Raw genomic sequence first — 12,578 nt, forward strand, 5'->3', positions numbered from 1 at the left:
TTCCATAATTTGTGCTTTAAGGTGTAACCAATGCCGGCCTTATTAAGTGTTTTAAGTTATTATTCGCTAATGACCGGCGTGCTTTCTCCCAGGGCTATCTGCAGCAAAGCAAAAGAGCTGGGGTATGATGCTGTGGCGATTACCGATACCGATAACCTCTATGCGCTTCCTGCGTTTATCGATTCCTGCAAAGAACAGGGAATGCGGGCAATTATTGCAGCAAAAATCACTGCTGATCAGGGTTCTCTCTTGCTTTACGCTGATGGTGAAAAAGGATATCAGAATCTTTGTCGCGTTATAAGTGAAATTCACTGCAGCAAAACCTTTAACCTCGTAACATCTATGAAGGCTGATCCCTCAGGGCTTTATGCTGTTTCTCAAAATCAGCGTGTTTTGATGTCCTTGCGTACTATACTTCCTGTTTACTATCACATGGTAAAACCACGAATTGTTCCGTCATGGGTGAAAAAGAGTGGCATTGAAGCGCTTGTAATACCACAAACAATATTTACAAGCAGTGATCAGTATCAGGTACACCGGATGCTCAACGCAATCAGGAATAACACTACTCTTTCGAGAGTAAATGAAAAGGAGTTATACTCTGCAGATGCTCTTATAAAGCCATGGGATGAGATAAAGGATCGCTTTGAGGTGTTTGAAAAAGAGCTTGCTTTAACCGAAGACTTTGCCGAAAAAATCATTTCCAGAAAAGAATTCGGTCACTGTATCATGCCCGAGTTTAAATCCGGTAGTTCTGCGTCACAGCTGCTGCGTTCAAAGGCATTTGAGGGGGCTAAGCGCAGGTATGGTGAAATTAGTGAAAAAGTTGAAAAAAGGCTGCTGTACGAACTCTCACTTATAGAGAGTAAAAACTTTTGCGGTTATTTTCTGATTGTAGACGATATCGTTAAACAGTCACCCCGTACCTGTGGAAGAGGGTCGGGGGCAGCTAGTATAGTAGCATATTGTCTTGGAATAACCAATGTTGATCCCATTCGTTATAACCTTATGTTTGAACGTTTTTTAAATCCCGGAAGAACCGATCCCCCTGATATCGATATAGATTTTGCGTGGGATGAACGTGATGCGGTTATTCAGTATGTTTTTGATAAGTACGGAACTGAACATACTGCAATGGTAGCAACACACCAGACCTGTGGCATGCGAATGGCAATTCGTGAAGTAGCCCGGGTGTTTGGGTGCACAGAGCAGGAAATAAGTGAGGTTACCAAAAAGATTCCATGGTTTACAGAGATTCCGGAAGGTGATGGGGGGCTTGAAACCGCGCTCCAATTGTGGCCTGAAACAAGTGATGTAAGGCTCGATTCTCCCTGGCCCGAAATTCTTTGTGAAGCACAGAAAATTGTAGGGATGCCAAGGGGAATCGGTACACATTGTGGTGGGGTGGTTATAACACCCGGCCCTGTAAACAGGCATGCCCCGGTTCAGTATTCTGCAAGCGGAGTTCCTATTATTCAGTGGGAAAAGGATGGGGCAGAGGCCATGGGGCTGGTAAAGATAGATCTGCTCGGTAACCGCTCACTTGCCGTGATACGCGACGCAATTATAAATGTAAAAAAGGAAAACAGGGAGTTTGATGAGTCGCGATGGGATCCTCAGAGTGACCCCGCGACCATAGCGCTTTTTGCCCGCGGAGAGAGCATAGGGGTATTTTATGTTGAATCTCCGGCGATGCGCCTGCTTCAGAAAAAGAGCGCAAAGGGTGATTTTGAGTATCTGGTCATTCATTCCTCAATTATCCGTCCGGCTGCAAACAGCTATATTCAACAGTATCTTAAAAGACTTCACGGTGCTCCCTACAAAATGCTTCACCCTCTTCTTAACGGGGTTCTTGATGAGACGTTTGGTATTATGGTCTACCAGGAGGATGTGGCACGAGTGGCGATGGCCTTAGCCGGATTTGATTCACAGGATGCCGACACGTTGCGCAAGATTATGTCTAAAAAGATACACAACAAGCGCTTTGAAGATTACAGGGTAAAGTTTTTCAGTGGAGCAGAGGCTAAGGGAGTAAACGTATCGGTTATAAACGCTGTATGGAATATGATGCTTTCTTTTTGCGGCTACTCTTTCTGTAAGCCTCACTCTGCAAGTTATGTTCAGGTTTCGTTTCAATCAGCATACCTTAAAGCACACTTTCCTGCTGCGTTTATGGCTGCTGTTTTATCAAACTACGGGGGGTATTATTCAACCCAGGCGTATATCAGCGAAGCAATGCGGCTGGGAGTTAAAATTATCCCGCCAGATATAAATTTAAGTTCAGTAAACTTTCAATCCCGTAATAACAGTATCATTGTAGGGTTCTGCCAAATCAAGAGTTTGACATTTGCGGCTCAGAGAACAATCGTTCAGGAACGTAACGCAGGAGGAAATTACCATAGCTTTGAGGATTTTTACCGGCGTACAAAACTGGATGAATCCGATATGGAGCGTCTTACCCTGGCAGGAGCATTTGATACTATATGTAAGCCGATGAACCGGGCCCAGCAGTTTTGGTTGATGCGTACCTGTTACAAAGGTGCAAAAGCCAGGACCACCGCGCCACGGCTCAAACCACTTTCGCACAGACAGTTTCTGGCTTATCAGTACAAAGTATTGGGATTTTTAACTCCTGATCACCCTGTTAGCTATGTTAAAACATCCGGGAGAGAAAAATTTATTAAAATCAGGCAGATCGAGAGACTTCGCGGCACAAGGGTACGCTTTCTTGGCTGGTGTATTACATCAAAAACCGTTTCCACAAAGGTGGGGGATAGTATGGTGTTTGTAAGTTTTGAAGATGAGACCGGAATATGTGAATCGGTACTTTTCCCCCAGGTGTATAAAAGGTGTGCCTATCTGCTTTCATTTCAGACAGCACTGGTGGTGAGTGGAAAAGTAACAGAGGAATTTGGGGTAAAGGTGGTTGATGTTGAACGTATAGAGCGTCCCTGAAACGCTCATTTTTCACGACTATCAAAAAGCGTGTGATTAAACCTCATTGTAAGCAGAAACATATTTGATAGATCCACGCCATTTTCGATTAAGTGTACACCCTGGGTATATCTGAAATCCACTGTTCCATCGGCAACTGTTCTTCCATAGCTTAAGTCTATTCTGCCATAGGAGGGTGCTTCGTAGAATGGGTCACTGAAAAGCTGATTGTTTCCTTCACCTTTATAGGCGGTGGCTTTCAGTCCCAGATTAAACGCGCTTATCTTACCCTGCGCGATTATCCCACCAGGAGTATTCCATGACGAGCCGTCTCTTCTGAGGCGATCGAGTGTAACCAGGTATCCGGTTGAGAACATAAGCGTATCAATATAGCGCATCCCGTTTTGTTTGTAGCCAATACTCGCCATCGCTCCACCATTATCGATCACCCCGGTGCCCCGTTCCCGAACAGCCGGGCCGACCATATGAAACATCTTAAAGTGATGGTCAAAAAAGAGCTGGTTATACCGGGCGGATCCCGAGAAGCCGAAAAGAAAATGCTCAGGATCATCATCGGTTCTTCGGCTGACCCAATCTACCCACACATCTTGGGTGAAATAATCATTAAAGACCCGAAAGTAAGCGCCCTGAAGATTTGGGCGAAAATAGCCGGTGCTGTCTGAAAAGAGCGCAAGTGGATAGCTGAGGGTTTCATCTCGTGGGAAACTACCCATATAAAAGAGTGCGTGTGGGCCACTGAATTTATAGTAGAGTAAGAGGTTGGGGTCATTGAGATCCGGGGAAGCGCCAAGTTCCTGAAAATAGGATGCCCCTACTCTCAACTGATAACTCTGGTTTCGGGTAAAGCCCAGCGTCGTTCTGAGTCGTCCGCCAAAGATCGTCTGATCGGTAGTCACAGAGTTATTATATTCACGATTATCCAAAATACCATCAAACGAGGCTTGAAAGTCTATTTGCTGCTGTCCTGATACGTTTTGAACAAGAAACACACCCACGAATAAAAACAGATATAGTAACACGTCTAAAACTCCTTTTTTTTAACACTACATAATATAAATACAGTTTTTACTCAAAAAAACCAATACAGCTGTGCTTTGATGGGCGGAAATGTTCATCCCTTAGTACATAATTTCTTTAAAGGTAGTCATTTATACATTAAACGTACTTTAAAGTTTGCGATATTATCTATTTGAGTATATTTTAAAAAACAGATTTGTTGGATGAGGTATTGTTTTCAGTGTTATAGAGCGGGGGAGTTAATGGTTTCAAGAGATGTATTTAGCTTCAGTCGAATCAGCCTTTTAAGTATTACCACTATTTTGATAGTTACATCTTTTTCTTACGGAAGAGATGTACTTAACCAATTAAGTGAGGATATAAAAACAGGGCCAACTCTTTTTTACACCCCTGAAGCCGTTCATTATTATTCAAGAACCGGAAGTGCCGGGCATATCAGTTTTCAGGATATAGAGCAGGCAGAGAAGAGTTTCAGAGCACTTTTGGAGTTAGCGCAGAAAGGCTCGGTTTCATCACCCGCACTACCGGTATTAATCGATAGAATGCCTGTGGGGATACATGTAACAACAGTTTCTGCTACATTTGATGGAAGAGAATCATTTGATGATTGGGTAAGCTCCTATTTAATGAATGAGAGAAATAATTTTATCTTCAACCCACCGTTTCTTGATCATAGTGCAGTAAGTAGATGTGAAGATTTTCTTGAGGTGACTCACAATGTTGATTTTAAAGAAAGACGAGAGACTGGTGGAGAAGTAAGAAGTGCCGTTGTAGATATTCACATTGTTTTTAGATTACACATCGGAGAATACGCATTAGCAAGTGTTACTGGTGTAACAGATGTTAGAGAACCTGAAAACTGGGTACGGTGGTGGCGTGAAAATCGTGAACAGTTTCAGCATGCATCCGCAGATCCTCAACTTCGGGAGTATGAGAAAAGAGATTACATCGAGGGGGCACAGTACAATCTTACTTTGGTTTCAAAACAGAATGTTGAGGGGGTAGTGAACTCCGTTTCTGATACCGCTATAGTGCTTCAGACTGATGACGCACGGCGCTTTTTACTGAGACGAGAGCAGATCTTTACCGGTCAGCTGGTTATGTTGCCTGATAAACCGAGTGCTTCTGTTGCTGATCAAACCCCAAAACCGGACTCTACATCAGATTTCGGTGATTTGGTAAATCTCTCCGGAAAAACAGATATTATGATCAGGCTTACCAATGGTTCTATTCTAAAGGGAAAATTTCATTCAATTGAAGATGATTTATTGATAATTGATATCGATGGAGTCAATATTCCGGTTAGGGAAAATGTGGTGGATAAAATTTCCACACCAAATTGATGGAGCATAAACAAAATTGAGCAGGGGGGTAATTGTGTTAAAACTATTTGTGTTATTGTTTTTTGTTTCAGGTGTTGTTGTTGGTGAAGAAATAACCGATAGTCTCGCTGTATATGACAGCAGTGCTGTAGAAGAGGAAGAGCAAATACCAACAGCACCGATGGTAGATGATGAGCGGGCTGTAGTAGAGCGGTTGATGCAAGAGTTAGGATTACCGGATAATATCGGTGTTGATGACATAACGGTATTTGAATCCGGCAGATTAGTGCTTCTTGACCTTTCCAACCCTCAGGTAAGCAGAGCGGGTTTTGAATCTTTCCCCGAAGATATTACTAAATTAACAGCTCTAAAAGTACTAATTCTGAAAAATAACTCAATAGGTACTATTCCCGATGAGATAAGTAATCTTAGGGATTTGCGGGAGCTTGATATGGCAAGCAATCGCCTGAGAACTATTCCCGCGAGCGTCAAAAATCTCAGAAGATTGCAGAAACTTGACCTCCGGTACAACAGTTTTTCTCAGTTTCCGGAAGAGGTCCTTACGCTTGAGAGTCTCTCCTATCTCCACCTGTGGGGAAACAGGCTTACGACATTACCGGATAAAATTAATAAACTCTCAAACTTACGACAACTGTTCTTAAACCAGAATCGCCTTAACTCTCTTCCTGAGTCTATAATGGAATTGGAGCTGGATTATTGTGACTTTCAGATGAACAGGCTTTGTGATCTGTCTTCTGAGCTGGATGAATGGGCGGAATCGATGAACCGAAGGTATAGAGAATATCAGAGATGCTGGTAAAAAAAGAAAGGCTCAGAGAAACTCTGAGCCTTTTTACTTCGTATAACTAAACCCAACAAATCAGGCAATGATTTTACTGACCGGATACTCTACAATTCCTGATGCCCCGGCACGTTTGAGCAGGGGAATGACATGTTTGGTTTCCTGAAACGGCAGAATCGTTTCTACTGCCATCCAACCCTTATCTGAGAGATGTGAAACAGTAGGGTTATGCAGCGCAGGTAAAATCTTGAGAATTGTTTCTACATTTTTCTCTTCAACATTACACTTAAGCCCTACATAGTTTTCCGCATCAAGAGTACCCAGAAGCAGCATTTTAAGGTTTTCCAGTTTACTTCGCTTATCCTCCTGATCCCATGCTTTTTTATTAGCAATGACAACAGTGCAGGTTTCCATCAGTACATCGATGATACGCAGTCTGTTAGCCCTGAGTGATGAACCGGTTTCGGTTATATCGACAATAGCATCAACCAGACGCGGTGGTTTAACCTCTGTTGCACCCCATGAGAACTCAACATCAACGGGAACATTTTTTTTAGCAAAGAATCGTTTGGTAGTACCAACCAGCTCTGTGGCGATACGTTTTCCCTTAAGGTCCTCAGCGCTTTGGAACGGTGATTCCTCAGGCACAGCAAGAACCCATTTGCATTTTTCCCGGGAAGATTTACTGTAGCGTAGTTCTGTTACCTCAACCACATCAGCATCATTCTCTGAGACCCAGTCCTGGCCGGTAATACCGGCATCAAGGATACCCTGTTCTACATAACGGGGTATCTCCTGAGGACGCATTACAATTAAATCCAGTTCAGGATCATCACAGCTTGGGTAGTAAGAACGCTCTTTACACCGAATGTGTATACCTGCTTTATTAAAAAGACTAACAGTAGACTTTTCCAGACTTCCTTTTGGAATTCCTAACGACAGTTTCATGAGTCTCCTTACGTTGCGACCTTTTCCTTAAAAGCTTTGGTTAGCTCAGGTACTATCTCCAGTACATCACCAACAATACCCAGATTGGCGATTTGGAAGATATCAGCATCCGGATCTTTGTTAATTGCTATAATGTAGTCGGCTGATTGCATTCCCGCCATGTGTTGCACAGAGCCGGAGATACCGCAAGCGATGTAGAGTTTAGGACAGACAGTTTTTCCGGTTTGACCAACCTGATGAGAGTAGGGGATCCACCCGTTATCAACCGCAGCACGGCTTGCTCCCACAGCACCTCCAAGAACTTCTGCCAACTCTCTGATAACTTCAAAGTTTTCTGGTTTATTAAGTCCTCGTCCACCGGATACAATAATATCGGCTTCGGTGATATTTACCGTCGATTCGATCTCTTTAACTATATCGATAACTTTCGTTCTTTCAGTAACATCAGATGACTCGATGTTATGAACGATTACTTCACCGGATCTGGTTTCATTATACTCTGCAGCCTTCATCACCTTATGGCGAACAGTAGCAATCTGCGGGCGATGGTCAGGGCAGATAATGGTTGCCATGAGGTTACCACCGAAAGCAGGTCTGGTACCAAGAAGAAGCTTTTTCTCTGTATCCACTTCAAGTTTTGTACAGTCGGCGGTAAGTCCACCCCAGACTTTTGCTGCTACTTTTGGAATAAAGGAGCGACCAATCGCTGTTGCACCCGCGAGCACTATCGATGGCTTCTCCTCTTCGATGACTCTGCACACAAGCTGAGCATAGGTGTCATCTCTGAAATCTTTAAGATTCGCACCATTCATATACACCACTTTATCCGCGCCGTACTTTATGAGTTTATCGGCCTGCTGGTGCATATCATTGCCCAGAAGTATCGCCACCAGCTTTTCCCCAAGCTGATCCGCGAGCTTGCGCCCTTCACCAAGCATCTCATAGGATACACCGGCTACAGTTCCTTCATGCTGTTCGATAAATACCGCGACATTGCTGTAATCATTAACATCGATCTTTGCGCCTGAAGTTTTGGTAATGGTTATGGCACCGAATTTTTTACATGCCTCAACACACGCGGAACAAAGGTTGCATTTTTCCAGATCAATAACAGCCTTTTTGTCCACTATCTGGATGGCATTCTGTGCACATGCTTTCACACACAGGCTACATCCAATGCACTTTTCAAGTTCGACTTTAATACTCATTTTAAGCTCCCCCTCTATTTAACGATGCCAAGATCCAGGATTGTGGACTGTAATTTATCTACTAAATCAGGAACTTCCCCTTCAATTTTTTCACCACCAGATTTTCTCTCGGGCACAAAGGAGCGCAAAACCTGTGTAGGGCTACCTTTAAGGCCGATGCGGTTTTCATCAAGATCCATACTTGCTGCATCGAGGGTCTTTATGGTTGCTTTTTTGGCTTTCATTTTTCCCTTCAACGAGGCCATTCTTGGAGTGTTTATCTCTTTTACCACAGTGATAAGACCGGGAAGAGGCATCTCCACCACATCGTACCCGCCTTCCATAAGACGTTCCAGACGAATAGAGGATGAAGTTATTTCTTCGATTTTTCTTACCCAGGCCACAAAGGGAATTCCAAGCATCTCGGCAACACCGGGACCGACCTGGGCGGTATCACCATCGATTGCCTGCTTTCCGGAGATGATAAGGTCTACATCACCAATGGTTTGAATTCCTTTGGCAAGGGTGTAGGAGGTAGCCCATGTGTCTGAGCCTGCAAAAGCCCTGTCAGAGATAAGAATACCTTCATCTGCGCCCATAGAGATCGCTGTGCGAAGAGCACTTTCGGCTTGAGGTGGGCCCATAGTTACTACTTTTACCACTCCACCTACTTTCTCCTTTATACGGACCGCCTCTTCGATAGCATACTCATCAAAGGGATTAACGACCGCTTCTACACCATCCCGGATAAGTGTACCAGTATCAGGATTTATCTTTACCTGAGTTGTACCCGGTACCTGTTTAATCAAAACAACAATGTTCACTAAGATCCCCCTTGAGGAAAGACTGTCTTTAATCTGCGAGAAAAAGATTTTTTTCCGCTCAGAAAAGTAATCTAAAATAGTAATTGAACCTTTGCGGTGCAATTGGAAATACAATCACCTATTACGTATGTGTATTTAAATTATTTAAATTAGCACTGGATGACCATAAATGCCTTCTGGATACCGGGGGTTCTGCAATCACCAATAATCAACCTGTTTATCTGCTCATAGCACGCATACATTGGGTACACACCGTGGTCTCTGGTAAGAACTCAAGTCTTTCGGGGTTTATCTCTTTTTCACACTTTACGCAAATTCCATAGGTTTGCGCTTCAATGCGTAAAAGAGCTTCTCGAATCGCGGTAAGTGTTCTTTCAGTACGTTCCTTAGCGTGCAGAGCCTGGTGCTGGCGCTGAAGAGCATCGATTCTTGTGATACGCCCTATCGGATCATCGAGAGAAACAGGTTTCTCCGATTCGGCACTCATTTTTTGATATGAGAGGAGTTCCCGCTCCTTTTCCAGTAACAGCTTTTTAAATTTTTCGGTATCAATCATGTTAGTTATGTTCCATTTCTAAAAATGGTGATTTGTTTCCGGTGTGAATGAGGTTTAATTTATGCATCGCTCTTGTACAGGAAATATAGAGCATACTTTTATCCATTTCGTTATGATAATTTTTTGAGCATGAAAAAGGAATTATTACCTGATCAAACTCAAGACCTTTGGCCATGTGTGCGGTGGTAATTATAACACCATTAGAGAATGTACTGCTCTCCGCGTCCAGGATAGTTATCGTTTCCGGCTCATCTTTTATTGAATCGTAAATTTTACCTGCCTGATGCTGACTTTTACAAATCAATCCCAAAGATTTCAAGTTTGAGGCGGAGAAATCTTTTATCAGTTTCTTAATTTCAGCAATCTGTTCAGCATCATCTTTTACCTTGGTTACCGTTGGTTCTTCTCCATGGCGTTCGATAATTTCAAGTTCCTCATTTTGGGATATCTTTTGAGCAAAAGTGGCAATCTCAAAGCTGGAACGGTAACTTTTACACAGTTTCATGATGTCGGCTTTAGAAAAAACTTTCGCTATATCATTGCAGGTAGTTGAGCTGTATGGATTTACCGACTGGTTCGCGTCTCCGAGTATGGTTTTTCTGCACCTGAACAACTCTTCCAGTACAGCGTACTGAACGGGTGTATAGTCCTGCATTTCATCAACGACAAGGTGTTTTACATAGTCGAAACTGGTTGTTCCCTCAAACTTTATTTTCAATAACGTTAGGGGGAACACATCGCTGTACTCCAAAACTCTTCCCTTTCTTGTTTTGAACATTTCGGGGCTGCCAAGCCAGGTATAAAACTCCTTATACAGACTTATGAGGGTATGAGTTTTGAACATTTTTTTTATGGATGTTCTGAGTTTATTTACGTCTGCTGCTTTCAGGTTTGTTTTGTGAGTAAAAGAGATTCTCTTCGCGATCTCTCTGGCCATTGGTGTAAAACGTTTGGAGATCGGTGTCGCCTGAAGGGATTTAAATTTCTCACGAATCATCTCTGCGGGAATAGTAATCGCGCCGATCTGTACATCCTGAGGAGAGAATAGGTCGCTCTCCATGTAACTGAAAAAACTCCTGAGCTTACTTAAAAAGTCGAAACTGGACTTGTACTGAATTCTTTGGATAAACTTAGAATCGGTACTGTCGATTAGTTCTGTAACCTGTTCAAAAAAGGTTTGAAACTTTATCTTACTTCCAAGCTGATCGGAAGCGATCTTTTCGCAATCAACTTCAAGGATTTTCTCTTCACCAAGCTCCGGTAGTACATTTGAGATATAATCAGCAAAAACTTTGTTGGGTGAAACAATTAAAATGTTTCTGGATGTAATTGTCTCTTTGTGCTTATAAAGCAGAAAAGCAATTCTATGGAGCGCGATGGAGGTTTTTCCCGAACCGGCAACTCCCTGAATGATTAAAACTCGTGATGTGTCATTTCTGATGATCTGGTTTTGATCTCTTTGTATCGTCGCTACGATATTTTTCATCTTTTCATCAGATGTGCTGCTCAGTTCTTTTTGCAGGACATCGTCGTGAATGTTTAAAGAGCTCTCAAGCATAAACTCCAGTTTGGATTCTCTTATTCTGTATTGCCTCTTCAGGTCAATTGTACCCGAAATGGTGGCTTGCGGAGCTTCGTAAAATGCTCTGCCAAGTTCAAAATCATAGAACATGCTTGAAACCGGAGCACGCCAGTCATGAATAAGAGTTACATGATTTGCTTCATCGTAAAAAGAATGAACGCCAATATAGATATTTTCCGTGTCGCGCTTACCATCCTCTAAAAAGTCGATTCTACCAAAGTAGGGGGTCTCAATGAGTTTGGCGATTCTTTCGCGCTTCTCTGCCATCGATTCACCAGTAAGAACCGAGACCGCGATAGATTGCCGCACAGATGCCTTCTCTGCCCCATCCATCTCGTCTCTGCTCTCCCACAAATATTCCTTGTTGTCATGAATATCCTGCACATGAGCAGAAAGATTGCCATCTATTTTTTCGAGGTTCTTATTTAAGATGTCCTGAACCTTTTCAAGATGAATTCTCTCTTCAGTCTCAAGTCTGTTCATTTTTCATTCCTTTATCATTCTAAAGATTTTTCGCATAACATTTTAGATTGAAAAAACTATGAGCCGCTCCTGTATCCGCACATCACTAAACTCAAATTTCTCTTTTATCAGCGCGATGGTTTCTTTACAGTAAAAAAACACATGAGTAGTATCGGTAATATAGTGCCAGTTTTTAAAATCAACATCATCAGTATATAACTCAGTCATACAGTACAGTTTTGACTGTGGCTTAAGAAGATTTTTCAGAAGAGTAAAATCTTTTTCCGGATTGTAAAAATGTTCTATTACTTCACAGCATGCTATGTAATCATATTTGGTTTGGAGCATCCGGGGGTAATTAGAAAAGTAAGGGTCATAGGCTTCAACGCAATACCCCTGATCTTTTAAAATCTTTGTGATAACGGGGCCGGGGCCTGCGCCAAAATCGAGTCCCGTATGATCAGAAGAGAAATCAGCCACTATGGAATTGGTTATCGGTGATACAAAGCTTTGGTAGTGAGGATCGAGGACATCATTATTGTGATAGCAATACCGTTTATACTCCTCATCGTTGTCGGGCAGAAATTCTCTGCCACAAAATATGCCACGACACTCTGTGCAGCGATAAAATGAACGCTTCTTACTGCTGTAAAAGAGCACTGCTTCAGCACGGCATAGTGGGCAGAGGCTGGTAGTTTTACGTTTGTTTCTATGGTTGTGAGATGAGTTTTGTTTACTACACATTGTGAATAAGTCTGTTTAAAGAAAAAGTTGTTAGGGAATTAATAGTAACTTACTACGGTTATGAACAGCGAAAATGTGCTGAGTCTTTCAGGGCGGACACTGGTGAAGAAGACCACTTACCCGGTTCTGTGATCTCGGGTTAGAGGGGCGTGTACGTATTTTTTGGTATAAAAGTGTTG

The 12,578-nt window shown here is 42.7% G+C and carries 10 protein-coding genes; 3 read left to right on the plus strand and 7 right to left on the minus strand.

The genetic code is table 11. The features are described from left to right. Positions 1-30 precede the first annotated feature (30 nt). Positions 31-2,955 carry a DNA polymerase III subunit alpha gene (gene dnaE, locus QA601_14215; protein MDG5816245.1) on the plus strand — a complete coding sequence of 975 codons (2,925 nt, stop codon included), beginning with the start codon at positions 31-33 and terminating at the stop codon, positions 2,953-2,955. A gap of 5 nt (positions 2,956-2,960) precedes the next feature. Here dnaE and QA601_14220 read toward each other — a convergent pair whose 3' ends face one another. After that, positions 2,961-3,974: a hypothetical protein gene (locus tag QA601_14220; protein ID MDG5816246.1), complete on the minus strand. Its 1,014-nt coding sequence runs from the start codon at positions 3,972-3,974 to the stop codon at positions 2,961-2,963. 240 nt (positions 3,975-4,214) lie between these two features. On the opposite strand from QA601_14220, the gene QA601_14225 reads away from it, so the two are divergent. Then, positions 4,215-5,315, plus strand: a complete 1,101-nt coding sequence (locus tag QA601_14225; GenBank protein MDG5816247.1) for a hypothetical protein — start codon at positions 4,215-4,217, stop codon at positions 5,313-5,315. Between the two features lie 34 nt (positions 5,316-5,349). Then, entirely contained in the window at positions 5,350-6,114 is a 765-nt protein-coding gene (locus QA601_14230; GenBank protein MDG5816248.1) for a leucine-rich repeat domain-containing protein, read from the plus strand. Positions 6,115-6,174: 60 nt separating this feature from the next. Here QA601_14230 and hisG read toward each other — a convergent pair whose 3' ends face one another. The 6 genes from hisG to QA601_14260 all read right to left on the minus strand — a co-directional run bounded on the left by hisG (position 6,175) and on the right by QA601_14260 (position 12,399). Next, the gene (gene hisG, locus QA601_14235; protein ID MDG5816249.1) at positions 6,175-7,044 is read right to left on the minus strand and encodes an ATP phosphoribosyltransferase; all 870 of its coding nucleotides are present in this window, start codon (positions 7,042-7,044) and stop codon (positions 6,175-6,177) included. Positions 7,045-7,052: 8 nt separating this feature from the next. After that, complete coding sequence (locus QA601_14240) at positions 7,053-8,252, minus strand: electron transfer flavoprotein subunit alpha (GenBank protein MDG5816250.1); 1,200 nt, start codon at positions 8,250-8,252, stop codon at positions 7,053-7,055. 14 nt (positions 8,253-8,266) lie between these two features. Next, positions 8,267-9,055: an electron transfer flavoprotein subunit beta/FixA family protein gene (locus QA601_14245; protein ID MDG5816251.1), complete on the minus strand. Its 789-nt coding sequence runs from the start codon at positions 9,053-9,055 to the stop codon at positions 8,267-8,269. A 217-nt stretch (positions 9,056-9,272) separates the two neighbouring features. Beyond that, entirely contained in the window at positions 9,273-9,611 is a 339-nt protein-coding gene (locus QA601_14250) for a TraR/DksA C4-type zinc finger protein (GenBank protein ID MDG5816252.1), read from the minus strand. 1 nt (position 9,612) lies between these two features. Beyond that, positions 9,613-11,676, minus strand: a complete 2,064-nt coding sequence (locus tag QA601_14255) for an AAA family ATPase (protein MDG5816253.1) — start codon at positions 11,674-11,676, stop codon at positions 9,613-9,615. A gap of 42 nt (positions 11,677-11,718) precedes the next feature. Then, complete coding sequence (locus QA601_14260) at positions 11,719-12,399, minus strand: class I SAM-dependent methyltransferase (GenBank protein ID MDG5816254.1); 681 nt, start codon at positions 12,397-12,399, stop codon at positions 11,719-11,721. Positions 12,400-12,578: the final 179 nt, after the last annotated feature.

The organism is Chitinispirillales bacterium ANBcel5 (assembly GCA_029688955.1).
GTDB lineage: Bacteria > Fibrobacterota > Chitinivibrionia > Chitinivibrionales > Chitinispirillaceae > Cellulosispirillum > Cellulosispirillum alkaliphilum.

What these genes read in the sequence shown, in the direction of transcription:
- QA601_14260 (MDG5816254.1), bottom strand. Translation starts at nt 12,399, where the DNA reads ATGTGTAGTAAACAAAACTCATCTCACAACCATAGAAACAAACGTAAA.
- QA601_14255 (MDG5816253.1), bottom strand. Translation starts at nt 11,676, where the DNA reads ATGAACAGACTTGAGACTGAAGAGAGAATTCATCTTGAAAAGGTTCAG.
- dnaE (MDG5816245.1), top strand. Translation starts at nt 31, where the DNA reads ATGCCGGCCTTATTAAGTGTTTTAAGTTATTATTCGCTAATGACCGGC.
- hisG (MDG5816249.1), bottom strand. Translation starts at nt 7,044, where the DNA reads ATGAAACTGTCGTTAGGAATTCCAAAAGGAAGTCTGGAAAAGTCTACT.
- QA601_14240 (MDG5816250.1), bottom strand. Translation starts at nt 8,252, where the DNA reads ATGAGTATTAAAGTCGAACTTGAAAAGTGCATTGGATGTAGCCTGTGT.
- QA601_14250 (MDG5816252.1), bottom strand. Translation starts at nt 9,611, where the DNA reads ATGATTGATACCGAAAAATTTAAAAAGCTGTTACTGGAAAAGGAGCGG.
- QA601_14225 (MDG5816247.1), top strand. Translation starts at nt 4,215, where the DNA reads ATGGTTTCAAGAGATGTATTTAGCTTCAGTCGAATCAGCCTTTTAAGT.